The following is an 18,798-nucleotide window of genomic DNA, read 5'->3' on the forward strand; positions in this document are numbered from 1 at the left end:
GGCAATATAAAAAGGTAATAACGAAATTTCATGTTCTTTGGAAGCACATTGATGCTCAGTTTTCAACCCAAGGCCCTGCGTGCTGCCCTCATGCCCTTCACAAACCTCACCCCCACAAATGCGCTCCTTTTACGCAACCTCATGCTGTCACCCACTGCATGGCCAAACTCTTTCAAAAAACTCCTGGAAAGTTCAAGAAATCCCTTGGGCTCTATCCCTAGCCTTTTGAGGATAGTGGGAGCTCCCACGTCCACATGGCCAAGGCCCTCTTTCCTTATATGCCTCGCAGTCCAGTCCACTAGCTCGAGATATTCATGAAATTCGTATGGAATCTCGGTGACATGGCAACAAGAAACACCCTTTGCAACCTTGCTGTGGCCCCGTTCTGATGGACCATATTCTTTTGATACATTTGATACATTCCCCTTAAATGGCATGAGCCTTTCATCATAGGCCTTCTTCCCATTCATGGCCTCTATGCGCTCATATACGGATGTAAACTCAGATTCTTCAGGGTACTTGGCAATGCCTGCCCTTACTGGATTCAAGTCCACATAGGCAAGGGCTGCCAAAAGGGCCTTCTCATCCAAAAGGGCCTGGCTCTTATAACGGCCCTCCCAGAACCGACCCCTTGCACCATCCTCCTTGTTAGCGAGTCTCGCCACATATTCATTCAGAGTCCTCATGTACCACGAAAGACTGTAAAGACGCCCCCTTATCTCCTCCACTGACCTCAAAAGCACATCCCTCTCACCATCTGTGAGCTCCTCACCATCCATGAACTTCCTCATTACATCAGTACCCTGAAACAGCCTGGTCCACCTCTCTATGACCTCCCTATCATCCAAACTCAACGCCATGTCCCTGTCCACGTACAGTATCACATGATAGTGATTGCTCATCACTGCATAACCCGCCACATGAATACAGAAAACCTCGGACAACTTCTTTATTCTCTCTGCTATCCACCCTCTCCTGTGAGAAAAATCTTTTCCGGTAACTTTGTCCTTGCCACACAAAAAAGCTCGCCTCACACATCTGCTCACGCAGTGATACCACGGCGTCTCGTCCAAGGACACTATGCTCGACCTGGGCATGGTCATCTCTGTCATCCCTCCATATTTTATTTAAATACGATCGTTCCCTGACTTACCGATCCTTTCATGTCCCTCATTAAAAATCTACCTCTTTAGGTCTAGATAGTCAACAAAAATGGGTGTCCTTTTTATTACTGAATCTTAGGTAAACTTGCGGGCTCTCCAATTTAGGTTCATATATACGGGGATAACCAACCTAGTGCCTGAAGATGTCCACTAGGATTGCTGGCGGAAGCCAAGCTGTGATCTTCATGGAAAATCTTGACATGAGGAACATGACGGCATCGGGTTCTGGGTCGGTGAAGGACTAAGCCAGAGTTTGTATGCATAAAGTAGCGAGCACACGGAAAATGTTGACGTAAACGCAGTAAAATTGTGAGGTATGAGAAGATGCCAGTCAGACCTATTAAGATCGCCATAAATGGATTGGGCCGTATCGGAAGAGAGATCGCCAGGCGGATCATCACCCTAGACACCAGGGGCCTTGAACTGATTGCGATCAATACCATTGACCCCTTGGAGGCCAGCGTTTTTCTCCTGGAGCGAGACACCCTCTACGGCAAATTCCCCATCCAGGCCAGTCCCCTGGACGGGGATCTCATATTGAATGGAAGGAAGATTCGCATGTTCCACATCGAGGACCCAGCGCTTCTACCGTGGAAAGACCTCGATATCGATCTGGTCATCGAGTGCGCCGGCATAGGCCAGAAGGCATGGGGGCACCTTGAGGCCGGTGCAGCCAGGGTCATAGTGGCAGGCTCCATCCCCAACCCGGATATCACAGTTTCCATGGGAGTAAACCACCAGGAGATCAATCCTGACATGCACAGGATGATATGCGGGGCGAGCTGCACCACTGCCATGATTGCCCCTGCACTCAAGGTCCTGGACAACAAATTTGTGGTTGAAAAGGCCATGGTGACATTCGTCCATTCGTACACCAATGACCAGGCCCTGCTGGACTCATGTCGTGCAGACTTCAGGAGGGCGAGGTCAGCGACCCAGAACCTAATCCCCACCACAACAAGCGCAATCCACCATCTTTCTGAAATATTTCCACATCTCAAGGGGAAAATCGACGGCACAGCCATACGCGTGCCTACCCCCATTGTCCACATGGCCCATCTCATAGTCCAATTGCATGGGAAGATAGATAAAAAGGACCTCATGGACGCCATGCTGGAGGCCTCCAAAGGGCCAATGAAGGACATACTTGCCATAAACCATGCCCCCCTGGTGAGCATGGACTTCAAGGGCGAGAGTCACTCTTGCATAGTGGACATGGGCCTTTCCACTACATTCAAAGACATGGCAAGGATTTTGATCTGGCACGACAACGAATATGGATACTGCTCAAGGCTCCTCGAGCTGATAGAATACGTAGCAAGCCTTACAGTGAGGGGATCCAAAGCCGGCAACGGAGACACCCTGGATTCCCCTTGATTTGTATTTTACCGGATTCCTGTTAAAGTTAGTCAAAATTCTTATGGAGAACTACCATGAAAATTCCCCGTGTGATGTCTACTCAGCACCCAGACAACGTGAAGCTTCCCTTCTTTGCCCAAAACCAGGACATGTCTGGAAACGATGAAATACACGAGGCCTATTATGCCTTTTCCCACATCGGCTGCGATGAGCAGATGTGGGACTGCGAGGGGAAAGAAGCTGATGCATACGTTGTGAGGAAATTACTCACCCGATACGAGCACTTTTTTAAGCACACACGCCTGGGAGAAGACGTCAGGCTCACTCTCCGCCTCCCCAACCCAGACGTGGAAAAGAGCGAGGCCAAGGTCTTTGTGGAGACACTTGAGAGCATTCCCCGCTCCTGCGACACAGCCAGCCTGTTTTATGGCTTTGATTCGCCGCCAATCCGTGAAGTCATCCTCCCCATGACCATGTCTGCAGAAAGCATGAACCGCGTATATCACTATTACAAGGACTTTGTTGTAGGCAAACAAAACAAGCCTTTTTATCCTGGAGATATCAAGATTTCCGAATGGTTTGGGGAGTTCAAACCTGCTGAGATCCATGTAATCCCCCTTTTTGAAGACCGAGAACACCTATTGGAGGCGCACAATATTCTCAGAGCCTATCTGGCAGACAAAGACATTGAGCACCAGCGGGTATTCCTCGCTAGATCAGACCCAGCAATGAATTACGGCATGGTAAGCGCCATCCTCTGTAACAAGCTCGCCCTCCAAAGGTTACAGAGTCTTTCAAAGGAAATAGGCGTGAAGATTTATCCGATACTTGGAGTAGGCAGCGCCCCGTTCAGAGGACACCTTTCTCCTGAAACAGTGGACATGGTGCTAAATGAGTATCCAGATGTCCAGACATTTACAGTTCAATCTGCATTTAAATACGACTATCCATTTGCCATGGTGACCAATGCCATAAATAAATTGCACAAGTCCAAAATGAGAGAACGGGATGAAATAGACGAAGAACGATGCCTCCAGATAATCGACAAGGTTTCTAAAAATTATCAGCATGTTATCGAACACCTTGCACCACTCATAAATTACGTGGCATCATTTGTGCCCCGCAGAAGGATGCGAAAGCTCCATGTGGGTCTATTCGGCTACGCCAGAAGTGTCGGAGACACAAATCTGCCCAGGGTCATCAGTTTCTGCACAGCCTGTTATTCAATAGGCCTCCCGCCTGAGCTTCTTGGCCTCTATCCCTTAACAGATGAAGATCTTCGCTGCATAGAAGACATGCATGTCAATTTCCTGTTCGACGTCCACATGGGCATGTCCTATTTCAACCAGGAAGTCCTTACAATCTTGCCTGAAGAGGTGAAAAAAAACCTTCGATTCGACTGGGGTTCATATGAAATCAATGAAGAGCACCGGGAAATCACCTCGAGAATCATCAAGGCAGTCCAAAACCGTGACAGTTCTTCATTGCAAAGAGACCTCATCGAGGCCGCACATATAAGGGGGTTCCTGGGTTAATATGCAGCCCAATTGGGCTGCCATTGTATCCATTTTGGATCAACGTGCCTCTGGCATTTCAACTCAAAAGGGGCTTACCAAACTTACCGGATCCCCTGGCATTGCCAGGGGCCCCTTAGTACCTATGCTTCCCCTCTTTCTCATATCTTTGAAAAACCTTCGCACTACATAATCCAGACTAAAATATTGCAATCTGCTTTTTTTCTGTTAAATATTTTTCATATTTTTTTCAATTGTGGGGTGGGTCGAAAATTTCTCTCTTATTCCACTATTAATTTGGAAAAAAGATGGATTTTAGCCCCAAAACGAGCTTTTTATAGTGATTAAAATTTTGGGTATGTTGGTTTTTCCAAGACTACTATAAAAAATATTAACAGACGATGTACTTAGGCAATAAAAAAATTTTAAAGTATTTTCTGCGCCTGCTCGATCTAGCCCTGCTAATTGTTAGCATGGTCGCAGCCTACATTTTGAAAAAAGACTTTCTCGGAGGTTATTCTGGGCTTTCCGAGAACGAGAACTATTTCCTCGTCTTTTTCCTCATGTTCCTTGGCTGCTATGTGAGCTTCAATTTCTTCGGGCTCTACAGAGCAAGGGAACTTCGCTCCATACCCAATATACTGGTCAAGGTGCTCCTGGCCCTGGGATCAGCCTCTATCTTTCTGATTGTCTCCCTATATATCTTTCATCAAGCAGACATAAGTCGTCTTTTGCTCCTGCTCATCAACTCAATTGCTTTTGTCCTGGTATCATTGAGGGCGATTCTCACTTACAAGTATCTTCATTCAGGCTCTAGCAGAGAAAAAAATTCTGTGAACATACTCATCATAGGCAGTAAGGAACGGGCCAAGGAGACCATAAAGACCATATATTCAGCCCCAACCAATCTACTCAATGTAGTAGGGTGCCTGGAACTAGATGATAGGCGCAAGGGCCAGGATGTGGTTGAGGGCGTGAAGATATTGGGAGGAATGAACAGTTTCTGTTCCCTGCTACTCAATGAGGTCATAGACGAGGTCATCTTTGCAATTCCCCTCAAAAAGATCCCAAATGTAACTTCTTATATCAAATTTGCAGAAAAACTTGGCATTAGAATCCGGATAATGCCAGACTGGCAGCTACAAAAGATAATGTTTAGGCCAGAGACGGCCTCGATCACCTTTGATGATTTGGTGGGCCTTCCCACCCTTCTGCTTTCCTCCACCCCAAGGAAAGATGTTCAGTTACTCATAAAAAATATCATCGATTACGTAGGGGCTGGCCTAGGCCTTCTTATTATGTCTCCTCTCATGCTCATTATAGCCATTTTAATAAAACTGGACTCCAGTGGGCCAGTGTTTTTCATTCAGGAAAGAGTGGGAGTAAACGGTCGTCATTTCAAATTATACAAGTTTCGTACCATGGTAAAAAATGCGGAGGAGTTGAAGAAAAAGCTCGAGCAACAAAATGAAATGGATGGCCCAGTATTCAAGATAAAGAATGATCCGCGCATCACCCGCATCGGGAAAATTCTCAGAAAGACAAGCCTGGATGAGCTCCCCCAGTTGTTCAATGTCCTAAGGGGAGAAATGAGCCTAGTTGGCCCAAGACCCCCTCTTCCCAACGAAGTGGAAAAATACGAGCCACATCAAAGGAGACGACTCTCCATGAAGCCTGGACTTACCTGCATATGGCAGGTAAGCGGGAGGAATGATGTGGATTTTGACTCCTGGATGAAGATGGACCTGGAATACATAGACAACTGGTCCTTACTCCTAGACTTGAAACTCATTTTTCGCACCATGTTGGTAGTTCTACTGGGCACTGGGCGGTAAGGCAAAGAGGCAGCCATGGGCCAAAGATAGAAGTGAGAGTGGGAATTCATGGACGAAGACAAGACCAATGGCATAAAAAACGACCCATTCATAAGAGAATTATTGAGAAAACTCCCCTCTGAAGAGAGGGATTCCTTTACAGACAGACAGTTATTGGCCCTCAAGGCAGCACTTGGGGCCAGAAGGCGATGGGGACGCCACCTCATTGATATTAGAGGCACAATAGGCCTTTGGAGATGGCGCTACTATTACGTCATCCTAGGAGGAAGAGAAAGGAGGAAACTGAGCAGGCGACAAGAGCAGATGTTGAGAAGCGTAAAGCTGGCATTCCTTGTTGGCTTTCTTACATTTTCATCTCTGCTCGGCCTGCTGATCATATATCTGGTGAAGTCGGCCCTTGGCATAGACCTGATACCAGGTTTCAGCCTTGGGATTTGGGATTGGTTCAAAAAAAATGTTTTATAGACCCAGATGTGGATGACTTTTTTGCTGTATCTGGGGATAGAGGAGGAGGTAGATGAAGATACAGAAGGCTGTTTTCCCTGTAGGGGGGCTTGGAACCCGTTTTTTACCAGCCACAAAGGCAATGCCAAAGGAGATGCTGCCTGTTGTAGACCGTCCGCTAATACAATATGCAGTGGAGGAGGCAGTAGCCTCTGGTATTGAGCAGATAATCTTTGTGACGGGTAAGGGTAAGGAGGCCCTGGAGGACCACTTTGACCGTGCCCACAACCTAGAGAACATCCTTAAAGAACGGGGCAAAAGGGATCTGTTAGAACAGGTAGAGAGCCTTGTCCCAGAATCAGGGACCATTATTTATACCCGCCAAGACCAACCACTTGGCCTCGGACATGCCATATGGTGTGCCAGAAATGTAGTTGGTGATGAGCCATTTGCAGTCCTGCTTGCCGATGACCTCATACACTCAGAGACACCCGTCCTCAAAAAGATGATAGAGGAATTCGACAGGCTTAGGGCATCCATAGTCGCTGTTGAAGAGGTCAACCCCAACCAGACTGGTAAATATGGAATAGTCGAGCCTGTAGAGAACATGGACGACATCATCAGAATAGGCGGCCTTGTGGAAAAACCAAAACCAGAAGAGGCCCCTTCAAACCTGGCCATAATAGGCCGCTATATCCTCACTCCCAAGATCTTTGAGATACTGGACCGTAAGATTGTGGGCGCGGGCAATGAAATACAGTTAACAGACGCAATGGCAATCCTCTTAGAGTCTCAGCCGATATTCGGCTATCGATTCAGAGGGAAACGCTTTGACTGTGGGGACAAAGCCGGTTTCCAGATGGCCAATCTGGCATTCTCTCTGGACTGGCCAGAACTACGCAGTGACCTGCTGCCTTTTTTATCATCAATATTGGATGAATACGATTCTGAAGAAAAACAGCAGAACAATACCCACTATTAAAAGGAAACGGAGAAAAAAAATGGAGGCTGAGCAGGGAAACTGGTTTGCAGTAAGGACAAAACCCAGAAAAGAGCTATATGCCAAGACAAACTTTGAATGCCAGGGCTATCGTGTCTACCTCCCCATGTGCCGAACATGGCGAAGTTCTGCTAGGCGAAGGGAAAGAGTTATAAGGCCCTTTTTCCCTGGATATCTCTTTTTATATCTACTTCCCCACGAACAAAACTGGGTTTCCATAAATAGCACCTTTGGAGCAATAGGGGCAGTGAGATTTGGTAATTTCTATCCGCCGGTTCCAGAATATCTCATCAATGCCCTGAGGCAAAGGGAAGCAGACTCTGGGATCATCGAGCTTGCCCCAAGGCGGTCCTCTCCATTCAAAAAAGGCCAGAAAGTAACGGTCATGATAGGGGAATCCGTGGTTTCCGGTCTTTTTCAAGAAATGCACGACGACAACCGCGCAATTGTGCTGCTTAACATTTTGAAGCAACAGATCAAGGCAAGGGTGCCCATTGAGGCAGTTACCACATATGCCGTTGCCTAGCACTTCGCCACAATCTGGAATGACTTGGATTTTTTAATCCGGATTATGAACTTCAAATGCCTGAGATTTATCACGGATTGAACTTCACCTTTTGGGTGAAGACACAATGGGCAAAATGCATGCTGACTGTACAATAATTCGTAAAAATTACTTTCTTCTGGGATTTGCAGTCTATAATCCGGGTTTAACTGCTTGACATAAACACTTAGTCCTATTATTAACTTATGTGTTTTGTTGATGTGTGCAATTGCCATTCTTATGGCGGTAGCCTGTCCTTTTGGTGGGTATGATTCGTCTTGATTATCCTATCTCTTAGATTTTCCCTTAACTGATATGAAATTTTTCATAAGCCATTATTCATCACTCATTCTCAGGCATTTGAAGTGCATAATTTGGATTTTAGTATTAAGTTCTTTATAGCTTATAAAAAAATGTTCTTTTGAGGGATAACTCATGAATAAAAAAGCACTAATCACAGGGATTACTGGCCAGGATGGGGCCTATTTGGCTGAATTTCTCCTTGAGAAAGGTTATGAAGTACACGGCATAAAACGGCGAACATCTCTCTTTAACACCGATAGAATTGATCATTTATACCAAGATCCCCATGAAGAGGATCGCAGATTCATCCTTCATCATGGGGACATGACGGATTCTTCCAGTCTCATTCGGATCATTCAGAGGGTTCAACCAGATGAGATTTACAACCTGGCAGCACAATCCCATGTGGCAGTCTCTTTTGAAGAGCCGGAATACACAGCCAATTCAGATGCCCTTGGGACCCTACGCCTTTTGGAGGCAATAAGAATACTCAACCTGACAGACAAAACCAGGTTCTATCAGGCCTCTACATCAGAGCTATTTGGAAAGGTCCAAGAGGTTCCGCAAACAGAAAAGACGCCATTTTATCCCCGCTCCCCATATGCCGTTGCCAAACTCTATGCCTATTGGATCGTCGTCAATTACAGAGAGGCATACGGCATGTATGCATGTAATGGCATCCTATTCAACCATGAATCCCCAATCCGTGGGGAAACCTTTGTTACAAGAAAGATTACTCGTGCCCTTGCCCGTATAGTTCTAGGACTTCAAGATTGCCTGTATCTGGGCAACCTGGATGCCAAACGCGACTGGGGCCATGCAAAAGATTATGTTGAGATGCAATGGCTCATGCTCCAGCAAGACGAACCAGATGACTTTGTCATAGCCACTGGTGAGCAACACAGCGTGAGGGAGTTTGTGGAACTGGCTGCCAAAGAACTGGGCATAATTTTAAGGTGGGAAGGTGCTGGAATCGACGAAGTTGGCATTATCGAGGAATTGAGGCCTGAAGAATCGGGCATAGATCTGAAGAAATCGGGCCTAAAGCCTGGAAAGACCATAGTGAGGGTAGATCCGCGCTATTTTAGGCCAACAGAGGTAGAAACGCTTTTAGGAAATCCTGAAAAGGCAAGAAAAAAGCTAGGCTGGAGGCCCCGCATAACCTTTAATGAACTCGTAAAGGAAATGGTGCGCTCAGATCTGGAAGAGGCCCGACGCGACGCCCTCTGCAGAGACAAGGGCTTTAAGACGTTCAACCACCACGAATAAGTGGCTAATGTCTTTCGCTATAAAAATTTGACAGCCCTCAACCCATACACACGATAGTCGTTAATAAACGAAAATGACTGCACAAAGGCACAATAGTGCATATTTACCCTGTATAGAGGGTTCAACAAGATAGGTGAAAATGGTATTCCCCTAAAACGCTTTAAAAAATTGTAGGAAAATATTCAGGCCTATCTTACAGAAGATAAGTATAATAATAATAGAAAGGCAAATGCAGGGCGTAGACCATTTGGCGTGGTGCTCCTTGTTAAGATTTTGATCTGTAATCCTCGTACAATCTTTCAGACGATGCCACAGTGGCCCAGTTGTTGGACCGTCTTTCATTTAAGCATAGGCGACTGGGTACCAGATGCTAAGAGGATATGGCTTTTCAGGGAGCACCTAAAAGAAGCTTGTTTACTACGTGAGGGATCTTTTCAAGCAGTTTGACAACTAGGTGTGGTACATGGTTTTGAGGACCGTAAGGGCCAAATAGTAAATGCCAGAATAGTATCTGTGCCAAAACAGAGAAATATTCATGAGTGAAATGCCAAGCCAAAGAGAGGAAAAAATAAGCTTGGCAGGTCCGAGGGAAAGAGCAGCCAGAAAGACACAGACGCTCAATGGACCTAAAAGGATGGAAGAGCGTATTTTGGATACAAGAATCATATTTCCATAGATGTAGAGCATGAATTTGTGCGAAAATTTATAGTTACGGATGCATCCGTACATGATAACCAAGTATTTTAAGGAAATTTTAGTTGACCAAAACACAAGTTACAGGGGATGATGGGCTGACTCTGCCTATCAAAGTCTTGAGAATCTTTCGCTCATCTGCTTGAAAGGATTTATCAAGCGTATCCAACGCAAGGGATGTCGCTATAGCAGCGCTAACCAAAATAGGAAATAGGACGGCCTGAAAATGAAACCATGTCTAAGATACAAGCTAGGATAGACATGTATTTCGAGACCAGCTTCAGCGAGCAGGAAACCTGATCGTGCGCACCATAGATTTGGCGCGAGCTTGGATCAAGATATGGTTAAAGAATTTATCCTAACAGCTTTCTTGCGTCTAGGGCCAGATAATATTGGATTTAAAGTGGAAATAGGTCCCTTGAAAATAATAAATGAGTCCAGACAATATAAAATGACAAATTTCAAAATGAAAACCTTCTATGGTATTTGAATAAAATCTGTAAAATAAATGCCTAGAGGTACTCTTCCTAGAGCGATAGCTGAAACCAGAACCTTTATAAAAAAGCCATATCAAATGCCGAATAAACCAAAGGGCGGTAGATAATACGTTACCTCTTCACACTGATGGCACGTTCTTGCTACTAACGAAAAAGCACGACTTCATAAACACCATCTTCCAAAAGAGGAAAAAACTCTGAAGCAGAGAATAATTTTTGAGTGCCTCAAAAAGTTTATCGTAGAGGTAAAATAATTGTTTCAAAAAGTTCAAGTTTTATTGCAGGAAGAAGAGAAAAAAAGAATTCTATCGAATTTTTTATCTCTTTTGGTACTCCAAAGTGCGAATTTCCTTTTACCACTAATAATACTACCATATTTAGTACGTACATTGGAACCTGAAAAATTTGGTTTGATCATGTTTGCTCAAGCATTCATTACTTATTTTACAATTTTTACTGACTATGGATTTAATCTTTCTGCTACGAGAGAAATTTCCATTGCAAGAGAAAATAAAGAAAAAATTTCAAAAATTTTTTCAGCTGTGATGTTAATTAAAATTATTCTTTTAATTATATCTTTTTTGCTATTATCCGCAATTGTGTTCAGTTTTACCAGATTTAAGGAAGATCGGTTAGTTTTTATTTTTACTTTTGGAATAGTTTTGGGACAAACAATTTTTCCTGTATGGTTCTTTCAAGGCATAGAAAGAATGAAGTATATTACTATCTTAAATATTATTGCAAAATTAATCTTTATGATTGCAATCTTTCTTGTTGTTCACCAAACATCAGATTATTTATATGTACCAATTCTTAACTCCATGGGATATATTATTGCTGGTTTAATCTCTTTATATATAATATTTTCACACTTTGATATTCAACTACACAAACCCAAAAAGTCAATGCTAATCAGATTATTCAAGGAAAGCACTCAGTTATTTTTTTCTAACCTATCAGTGACACTTTTTACCATAAGCAATACATTTATACTTGGTCTTTTAACCAATAATACCATCGTTGGCGTTTATGCTAGTATAGAAAGAGTTATTATCGCAATAAAAAATCTATATATACCACTCTATCAAGCATTATTCCCATGGCTATCAAAAAAAAATAAAAAAGAGATTGAGATATTCATAAGAAGATTAATTCCAATCATATTTATTATAAGTTTACTTTTTTTCATAATTCTACTATTCTTTGCTGAAGATATTCTCAATATACTTTATAGCAATCCTATAATAATACAACATGTATTGATTTTTAAATTCTTTTCTTTAATTTCAATCTTCGCCGCATTAAACATGCTATTTAATTTGCTCTATCTTTCTTCAATAAGAGCTTATAAAGAACGTATGAACATAATGCTCAAAAGTGGTTTATATAGCATAACAACTACTATAGTAATGACTTTTTTTTTTGGCATTTACGGAACGGCGTTCTCGGCAGTTTCTACTGAATTAGTTTTATTACTGTTTGGAATATACTATTTTACGAAAATAAGAAGAAATGGCTAAATTTATTATATTACAAACTGTTGCTACCGATTATAGGAAGAAATTATTTGATACTATTAACCAAAGATATGGAAATGATTTTCTGCTTTACGCAGGAGAAGATTATTTCGAACCAACTGTTAAAACAGATAAAACAATTTCATACAGAATCCCCGTCACCAACTATTATTTTTTTAATCGGAAAATATTATTTCAAATAGGCATGTGGAAAGATGCCCTAACCGCAAAAACTGTAATAATGGAAATGAACCCTCGTATTTTGTCAAACTGGTTATTGCTCATTCTACGCAAAATAGCAGGTAAAAAGACTGTGCTATGGGGTCATGCCTGGCCTCGTAAGGGGAAAGACAGTATAAGCGATATCGTAAGACATGGAATGAGGAATTTAAGCAATACGATAATTACTTATACAAAAACACAAGCAGAAGAACTGCAGGAAAAGATGCCTAATAAAAAAATTGTTTATGCGCCTAACTCTCTGTTCTATTCACACGAAATGACGGTTTCTAAAAATATAGAACCGACAAATATTATATATGTTGGACGACTGACAAAAAAGAAAAAACCAGCTCTCCTTATAGAGGCATTTGCTATAGCTATAAATAAGCTTCCTCAACAGGCAAACCTAATTATAGTCGGTGATGGTGAAGAAAAAGAGTATCTTCAAAAATTAGTAAAAAAGCATGGTATAAAAAACAGGGTAAAATTATTAGGTCATATTAGTGATTATGAAAAACTTAAATCCCTATATAATAAAGCACTTTTTAGTGTGTCTCCTGGCTATGTAGGGCTTTCAATAACACAAAGTTTCGGTTTCGGAGTTCCCATGTTGATTTCTAAAAATGAACCTCACTCACCTGAAATAGAAGCAGCCATTGAAGGAAAAAATTCTATATTCTTCAAAACCAATGATGTACATGACCTTGTAAAAAAGATATTATCTTTTTACAACAATCAAAAGCAGTGGATAGAAAAAAGAGAGCAAATTTGTAGAACATGTAAATTTAAATATTCTATTGAGTTCATGGCAAAAACTTTTTTTGATTTAAATGATTGACGATATTTTCAGGGAACTTCTAAAAATTACGTGCATCATTTAGAGGTTCAATGTGTACTAGCCTCCTGAAAATACAAGATTTCAGGAGTATTTCAATGAAGCTAATAGGAATGTTTGATCTACATACGTAGGTTTAGCAAGATCGATAAAAACGGAAATCCTCTTAAATGACTTAACGAGGTAGTAGATGGGGAGATATTCAGGCCCATCTTACAGAAGGTAAGAGATCCGAATAGGAAATCAAAGGCTGGCCGCAGGCCATTTGATGTAGTGCTTATGTTCAAGATTTTGATATTGCAGTCTTTGTATAATCTATCAGACGATGCCACAGAGGCCCAGATACTGGACCGTCTTTCTTTTATGAGTTTTTTGAATCTTAGTATTGGAGATCGTGTTCCAGATGCCAAGACCATATGGTTATTCAGAGAACGCCTCAAAGAGGCCGGCATACTGATGGATCTCTTTAGGCAATTTGACAGTTATTTAATAGAGCACGGTTTTGAGGCTCGTAAGGGCCAGATTGTAGATGCCAGTATAGTGTCTGTTCCGAAGCAGCGGAATACACGTAATAAAAATGCTGGGATAAAGAAAGGAGATAAGAATCCTGACTTGTCTGAAAACATGAATAGGCAGAAAGACACAGAGGCTCGTTGGACTAGAAAACATGGGAAAGCATATTTTGGGTACAAGAACCATATTCCCATAGATGTAGAGCATAAGTTCATCAGAAAGTTTGTAGTGACAGATGCCTCTGTACATGACGGTCAAGTCTTGAAGGATATTTTGCATGATCATAACACAAGCCGCAAGGTATGGGCTGACTTTGCCTATAGAAGCAGGAAGAATCTTTTGTACCTGTATCTGAATGGATTTAAAGAATACATTCAGCGGAAGAGCTGTCGGTATGCCAAACTGACCCAAAAAGAGAAGCGAGGGAACCGGACGAAATCTAGGATACGTTCCAGAATAGAACACGTATTTGGAGTCCACCTTCAAAGAGCCGGGACCCTGATTGTTCGAACCATAGGATTAGCGCGAGCCTGGATCAAGATAGAGTTAAGGAATTTATCCTATAACTTGGATCAATATAGTCTACTAGTATCCAGAACGGGGTAATATGTTAGAAAACTTTCTCGGCTAGGCCTCAGTTAAAATAAAATGAGGCATGAAAATAATGAATCGTGTGGAAAAATTAATCTCACAGTGATGTACAGAAAGTTGTAGGACATCTTTTTAGGCAAATTTATAAATAAATGAATTCCTAGAGGTACCCACAAAATTTAAAAAAGAAAACCTTCTATGTGTTTTGAACAAAATCTGGAAAATGAATCCCTTAAGATACCAAACATTTTTAAGAAACAAATGAGCTCACTTGCAATAAAAATTCCACGTATTTTCTATTATCTAGGCTGCCTAACTATAGCTCAAATGATATTTAGACCTGCTTTTTCAACAACTTTATCTGATTATCTTTTTTTCATATCTCTAATATTTGCACTAATCAACATTACTATAAAATCAGAAGAAATAAAATATAATATCCCAAATGGTCTGACAATTGGCGTATATCTATTTCTTATAAATTTATTTCTGACATTGCTATTTGTTGATGATAGCCATCTTGTAAAATTTTCTACTATAGTTGCGGTAAAATTTTTATATCTTATTTTAATTTGGTTTTGGTTGAGTATGAATATTTTGCGAACCCCCTCTCAGGTAAAATTTGCCTTAATATGCTTTGGAATTTCGTGTGCCATTAGCGCTGTGTATGGGGTGTTTGAAAATCCACAATATTTATGGCAGCGGCCTAAAGGAATGGCTGATCATGTTAACCAATTTGGGGCAACATGCGGAATGGGAACTATTTTGGGCTTTTCTTATTTGTGGAACACAATAAGGGACTTTACTAAGCAAAATAAAACTCAGCTACTCGTTTTTCTCTTTATATTTATAAGTTGTTTAGCCGGCCTATATGTATCTGAGTCGTTAGGATCACTACTTGCTGTTGGCGTTGCCCTATTAGTTTGGACAATATTAAAGGGGGCAAGGCTAAAGAAAATTATTGTTGTTAGCCTAGGAATACTTGCGTGCTGGATTTTCTTACTTCATCAGGCACAGTATAATAAATATTCCATAGCTCAACGTTTTAAACGTGAGACTAACTTAAATAATAGGAATGCGACATTAACCTCTCGCCTTCTAACCTATAGGGTAGCCCTTGAACGTATTTTCCATAACCCACTGATTGGCGAAGGAATAGGTAAAAAATTAAATGAAACCGGATATGAAGTCCATAATATTTTTCTGAAGGTACTTTTTGAATGCGGCTTTATTGCAATGTTTGGCTTTGTATTAATTTTATATTCATCTTTTAAACATTTAATATTCCTCTTTAACAATTCTCAGTCTACCGAAGAAAAACAACTCTCAATTGCACTTCTTTTATGTTTTATAGTTTATTTTGTTATTTGCCTGAAAGAGCCTATTTTTTATAACCGTTTTGGATGGCTTCCAATAGCACTTGCTCTTGCACTAAATGATATTTTAGCCACTAAGGAGGCCCATCTGCATGCTAGACAACCTAATATTTCTTCCTCTGAAATCTCTTTTTTTTAAAGAAATGCTAATCACAAAAACTTTCTGGGAGGAATCTTTTGATTTTTATTGGCCCATTGCCCCCCCCCGTCCACGGCATGGCTGCGGCTAATCAGGCAGTTCTAGACCGCCTAGAATCCGATGGCTGGAAAATAGAAAAACTTAATACAGCTCCCCGAACGTTAAGCCGATCCTTATTTGCACGCTTGGGACGGTTGTTGCCCGTGCTACGAGCATGGTGGCGCCTTCTTAGATATAATACTAGAAACCGAAAAACTGTAGTTTATCTGGCACTCGCAGGAGGATGGGGACAGCTTTACGATTTGATCACGGTATGTATTTGCAGAGTTAAAAGAATGCGTATTGTCTTTCATCATCATAGTGTTGCATATCTAAACAAAACTTATCCCCTAACATGTTTAATAATTAGGGCCGCTGGCAAGGACAGTGGCCATGTAGTGTTGTGCGATGATATGCGAAAGGCTTTGAAGACCTGTTATCAAGCTCCTAATGTAGTAGTGTTGTCCAATGGAGCATTATTCCCAATCGAAAAAAGCTCAGTGCAACGTCCAAAAGTACGCACAATTGGTTTTTTGAGCAATCTTACATATGAAAAAGGCGGAGGAATCGTAACTGCATTGGCTAAAGCTATAAAAGATCGAAGCTGGCCTTTAAAAGTTGTCGTAGCCGGCCCTTGCGTTGACGATCAACTTTCGTCCGAACTAAAAGCTGCAGAAGCTAAAGGCATTTTACAATGGATTGGCCCTGTTTATGGGAATGAGAAAGAAAAATTTTGGTCAACGATTGATGTTTTCATCTTCCCCACTCAATATCAGAATGAGGCCGAACCATTAGTATTGTGGGAAGCCTTGGCAACGGGAACTCCAGTGATAGCCTATAGGCGTGGATGCATTGCGGAACAGGTTGCAGAAGCCGGTGTGATAGTTCCCATAAATGAAAATTTTATTGGCAAAGCTTTATCCGTTTTAGACTCTTGTATTAAGGATACAGCCTATTACAAGGCCCTATCCGAAACAGCTAGAAAACGCTATGCAAATGTTCGCAGACAGTGTGAAGCAGACTGGAATACTTTCAAGTTACTATTGAAGAGAGGCTTGGATGCCAATTGATGAATGCCAATTAGAAAAAGCAACTTGGCAAAATTTAGCTAGTTTTCGTTTGCCACCTGGATTTCGGGGGCGGCCTGCTTTGTTTGTGCAATTATGGTGGATAGTGCAGGCAACATTATTCGCTTGGTCACCTCAATTCATGTATGGTTGGCGGCGCCTTTTATTACGTTTATTTGGAGCACAAATAGGGAAGCGAGTATTAATTAGACCTTCTGTTAAGATTACATATCCATGGAAGGTAAAAATAGACGATTATTCATGGATAGGTGATGATGTAGTGCTTTACAGTTTAGGAAAAATTGAAATCGGAAAACATGTAGTTGTTTCGCAGCGATCTTACTTATGCGCAGCGAGCCATGATTATACCAAAACGACATTTGATATTTTTGATCAAAAAATTGTGATAGGGGATCAGGTTTGGCTAGCTACTGATGTATTTGTGGCCCCTGGAGTGAAAATTGGAGACGGTACAGTAGTGGGGGCCAGGAGTTCTGTATTCAATGATCTTCCATCAGGAACAATTTGTTATGGTACCCCAGCTAAGCTTGTAAAAAAACGCACTTCTATTTAAATGATGCGTATTCTCATCTACGGCATAAATTATGCACCGGAACTTACTGGTATAGGCAAATACACGGGTGATATGGCTGTATGGCTGGCAAAACAAGGCCATGAAGTCCGAGTTGTAACCGCGCCTCCTTATTATCCGAACTGGAAAATTGCTAAGGGATATGCTGGGTGGCGATATATCAGAGAGAGTATCAATGGAGTAAATGTTTGGCGTTGCCCATTATATGTACCGAAATTGCCTACTGGCTTAAAACGGCTTGTTCATCTGGCCAGTTTCGCTGTGAGTAGCCTGCCTATAATGCTTCGCCATGTTTTTTGGAAGCCTGATGTGGTTTTTGTAATCGAGCCACCATTTTTTTGTGCACCTTCGGCATGGCTTGTAGCCCGCCTAACCTGCGCACAAGCCTGGCTCCACATTCAAGATTTCGAACTAGATGCGGCATTTGAACTAGGCCTTCTGAGCAAGCAGGGCATTAAAAAAATAGCGGCTACACTAGAAAGATGGTTAATGCGCCGATTTGATAGAGTGTCGTCAATATCTGATAGTATGGCTGACCGTTTAGTCGCTAAGGGAGTTCCACCCGAAAAAATTGTTCTTTTTCCTAATTGGGCCGATACCGATATTCTTCGATTTGACAAAAAAAAGGCTGCAAAATTTCGTAAAAAAAATGGTCTTAAAGAAAATGATTTTATTATATTATATTCAGGGAATATGGGGCATAAACAGGGCCTTGAAATAGTTCTAGAGGCGGCCAGAAAACTGAAACATTATCAAGAGATAAAATTTATTTTATGTGGAGAAGGAGCGGTAAAGCGAGATTTACAGAGCCGAGCGTTAAGGATGCACCTAACAAACATAATGTTTCTTCCTCTACAACCTCAAGACGCTTTTATTGGAATGCTTTCTGCGGCAGATCTTCACCTGGTCATTCAAAGAGCAAATGCGGCAGATCTAGTGCTTCCATCAAAACTAACAAATATTTTGTCTGTGGGAGGTTTGGCTTTAGTGACCACAGAACCAGACACAGAATTGGGGCGTCTAGCAGCAAAAAATCCAGGCATTTTTTTTACCTGCCCCCCAGATAATTCTGCTAGTTTAACTACAGCGATAGAAAGAATTTTTAAAGAAAAAAAACATAGTATAAGCAAAGGACCATACAAACTGGCAAGAGAATATGCTGAGGAGCATTTTAACAAAGAAAATATACTTAAATCTTTTTTAGATCAATTTAAACACAAATAAATGCTAGATTTGATTACCATTAAAATTGCCATCATAACTAAACAAATAAAAACATCAAAAAA

17 protein-coding genes and 1 pseudogene are annotated in these 18,798 nt (G+C 41.6%); 17 read left to right on the plus strand and 1 reads right to left on the minus strand.

Annotated features, from left to right (window positions below; genetic code table 11):
* Positions 1-62: 62 nt before the first annotated feature.
* Positions 63-1,097, minus strand: coding sequence for a transposase (locus tag DBT_RS04455; protein WP_167349660.1), 1,035 nt, complete (start codon positions 1,095-1,097; stop codon positions 63-65).
* 375 nt (positions 1,098-1,472) lie between these two features.
* On the opposite strand from DBT_RS04455, the gene DBT_RS04460 reads away from it, so the two are divergent.
* The 17 genes and pseudogenes from DBT_RS04460 to DBT_RS04530 all read left to right on the plus strand — a co-directional run bounded on the left by DBT_RS04460 (position 1,473) and on the right by DBT_RS04530 (position 18,736).
* On the plus strand, positions 1,473-2,540 hold the full coding sequence (locus DBT_RS04460; RefSeq protein WP_161939906.1) for a type I glyceraldehyde-3-phosphate dehydrogenase: 1,068 nt from the start codon (positions 1,473-1,475) through the stop codon (positions 2,538-2,540).
* Between the two features lie 56 nt (positions 2,541-2,596).
* A complete protein-coding gene (gene ppcA, locus DBT_RS04465; protein ID WP_067616909.1) occupies positions 2,597-4,057 on the plus strand; it encodes a phosphoenolpyruvate carboxylase in 1,461 nt (486 codons plus the stop codon).
* A gap of 1 nt (position 4,058) precedes the next feature.
* On the plus strand, positions 4,059-4,229 hold the full coding sequence (locus tag DBT_RS12180) for a hypothetical protein (RefSeq protein ID WP_161939907.1): 171 nt from the start codon (positions 4,059-4,061) through the stop codon (positions 4,227-4,229).
* A 208-nt stretch (positions 4,230-4,437) separates the two neighbouring features.
* Positions 4,438-5,871 carry a sugar transferase gene (locus DBT_RS04470; RefSeq protein WP_067616914.1) on the plus strand — a complete coding sequence of 478 codons (1,434 nt, stop codon included), beginning with the start codon at positions 4,438-4,440 and terminating at the stop codon, positions 5,869-5,871.
* Positions 5,872-5,919: 48 nt separating this feature from the next.
* Positions 5,920-6,336 (plus strand): 3-phosphoshikimate 1-carboxyvinyltransferase, encoded by a 417-nt coding sequence (locus DBT_RS04475; RefSeq protein WP_067616917.1) that lies wholly within the window; start codon positions 5,920-5,922, stop codon positions 6,334-6,336.
* Positions 6,337-6,388: 52 nt separating this feature from the next.
* Positions 6,389-7,297 carry a UTP--glucose-1-phosphate uridylyltransferase GalU gene (gene galU, locus DBT_RS04480; protein ID WP_067616919.1) on the plus strand — a complete coding sequence of 303 codons (909 nt, stop codon included), beginning with the start codon at positions 6,389-6,391 and terminating at the stop codon, positions 7,295-7,297.
* 19 nt (positions 7,298-7,316) lie between these two features.
* The gene (locus tag DBT_RS04485; RefSeq protein ID WP_067616921.1) at positions 7,317-7,841 is read left to right on the plus strand and encodes a transcriptional activator RfaH; all 525 of its coding nucleotides are present in this window, start codon (positions 7,317-7,319) and stop codon (positions 7,839-7,841) included.
* Positions 7,842-8,294: 453 nt separating this feature from the next.
* Positions 8,295-9,431 (plus strand): GDP-mannose 4,6-dehydratase, encoded by a 1,137-nt coding sequence (gene gmd / locus DBT_RS04495; protein WP_067616926.1) that lies wholly within the window; start codon positions 8,295-8,297, stop codon positions 9,429-9,431.
* Between the two features lie 535 nt (positions 9,432-9,966).
* Positions 9,967-10,107 carry a hypothetical protein gene (locus DBT_RS12185; protein ID WP_161939909.1) on the plus strand — a complete coding sequence of 47 codons (141 nt, stop codon included), beginning with the start codon at positions 9,967-9,969 and terminating at the stop codon, positions 10,105-10,107.
* The gene (locus DBT_RS12855) at positions 10,104-10,178 is read left to right on the plus strand and encodes a hypothetical protein (protein WP_425248298.1); all 75 of its coding nucleotides are present in this window, start codon (positions 10,104-10,106) and stop codon (positions 10,176-10,178) included. The genes DBT_RS12185 and DBT_RS12855 overlap by 4 nt, the downstream gene beginning before the upstream one ends.
* A 697-nt stretch (positions 10,179-10,875) precedes the next feature.
* Positions 10,876-12,141 (plus strand): oligosaccharide flippase family protein, encoded by a 1,266-nt coding sequence (locus tag DBT_RS04500; RefSeq protein ID WP_067616933.1) that lies wholly within the window; start codon positions 10,876-10,878, stop codon positions 12,139-12,141.
* Positions 12,134-13,198 (plus strand): glycosyltransferase, encoded by a 1,065-nt coding sequence (locus DBT_RS04505; RefSeq protein WP_067616936.1) that lies wholly within the window; start codon positions 12,134-12,136, stop codon positions 13,196-13,198. Before DBT_RS04500 ends, DBT_RS04505 begins: the two co-directional genes overlap by 8 nt.
* Positions 13,199-13,293: 95 nt before the next feature.
* Positions 13,294-14,314 (plus strand): annotated as a pseudogene (locus DBT_RS04510) (IS5 family transposase).
* 183 nt (positions 14,315-14,497) lie between these two features.
* Positions 14,498-15,814, plus strand: coding sequence for an O-antigen ligase family protein (locus DBT_RS04515; protein ID WP_067616938.1), 1,317 nt, complete (start codon positions 14,498-14,500; stop codon positions 15,812-15,814).
* Positions 15,815-16,278: 464 nt separating this feature from the next.
* Entirely contained in the window at positions 16,279-16,923 is a 645-nt protein-coding gene (locus tag DBT_RS12190; protein WP_161939910.1) for a glycosyltransferase family 4 protein, read from the plus strand.
* Positions 16,913-17,494, plus strand: coding sequence for a putative colanic acid biosynthesis acetyltransferase (locus DBT_RS04525; RefSeq protein ID WP_067616943.1), 582 nt, complete (start codon positions 16,913-16,915; stop codon positions 17,492-17,494). Before DBT_RS12190 ends, DBT_RS04525 begins: the two co-directional genes overlap by 11 nt.
* Positions 17,495-18,736, plus strand: a complete 1,242-nt coding sequence (locus tag DBT_RS04530; protein WP_083186626.1) for a glycosyltransferase WbuB — start codon at positions 17,495-17,497, stop codon at positions 18,734-18,736. It begins immediately after the preceding gene.
* Positions 18,737-18,798: the final 62 nt, after the last annotated feature.

This window comes from Dissulfuribacter thermophilus (assembly GCF_001687335.1).
GTDB lineage: Bacteria > Desulfobacterota > Dissulfuribacteria > Dissulfuribacterales > Dissulfuribacteraceae > Dissulfuribacter > Dissulfuribacter thermophilus.

Excerpts from the sequence above, each read along its gene's own strand:
- ppcA (WP_067616909.1), top strand. The coding sequence starts at position 2,597 with ATGAAAATTCCCCGTGTGATGTCTACTCAGCACCCAGACAACGTGAAG.
- DBT_RS04475 (WP_067616917.1), top strand. The coding sequence starts at position 5,920 with ATGGACGAAGACAAGACCAATGGCATAAAAAACGACCCATTCATAAGA.
- DBT_RS04530 (WP_083186626.1), top strand. The coding sequence starts at position 17,495 with ATGATGCGTATTCTCATCTACGGCATAAATTATGCACCGGAACTTACT.
- galU (WP_067616919.1), top strand. The coding sequence starts at position 6,389 with ATGAAGATACAGAAGGCTGTTTTCCCTGTAGGGGGGCTTGGAACCCGT.
- DBT_RS04505 (WP_067616936.1), top strand. The coding sequence starts at position 12,134 with ATGGCTAAATTTATTATATTACAAACTGTTGCTACCGATTATAGGAAG.
- DBT_RS04525 (WP_067616943.1), top strand. The coding sequence starts at position 16,913 with ATGCCAATTGATGAATGCCAATTAGAAAAAGCAACTTGGCAAAATTTA.
- DBT_RS04485 (WP_067616921.1), top strand. The coding sequence starts at position 7,317 with ATGGAGGCTGAGCAGGGAAACTGGTTTGCAGTAAGGACAAAACCCAGA.
- DBT_RS04515 (WP_067616938.1), top strand. The coding sequence starts at position 14,498 with ATGTGTTTTGAACAAAATCTGGAAAATGAATCCCTTAAGATACCAAAC.
- DBT_RS12180 (WP_161939907.1), top strand. The coding sequence starts at position 4,059 with ATGCAGCCCAATTGGGCTGCCATTGTATCCATTTTGGATCAACGTGCC.
- DBT_RS04455 (WP_167349660.1), bottom strand. The coding sequence starts at position 1,097 with ATGCCCAGGTCGAGCATAGTGTCCTTGGACGAGACGCCGTGGTATCAC.
- DBT_RS12185 (WP_161939909.1), top strand. The coding sequence starts at position 9,967 with ATGAGTGAAATGCCAAGCCAAAGAGAGGAAAAAATAAGCTTGGCAGGT.
- DBT_RS04470 (WP_067616914.1), top strand. The coding sequence starts at position 4,438 with ATGTACTTAGGCAATAAAAAAATTTTAAAGTATTTTCTGCGCCTGCTC.
- gmd (WP_067616926.1), top strand. The coding sequence starts at position 8,295 with ATGAATAAAAAAGCACTAATCACAGGGATTACTGGCCAGGATGGGGCC.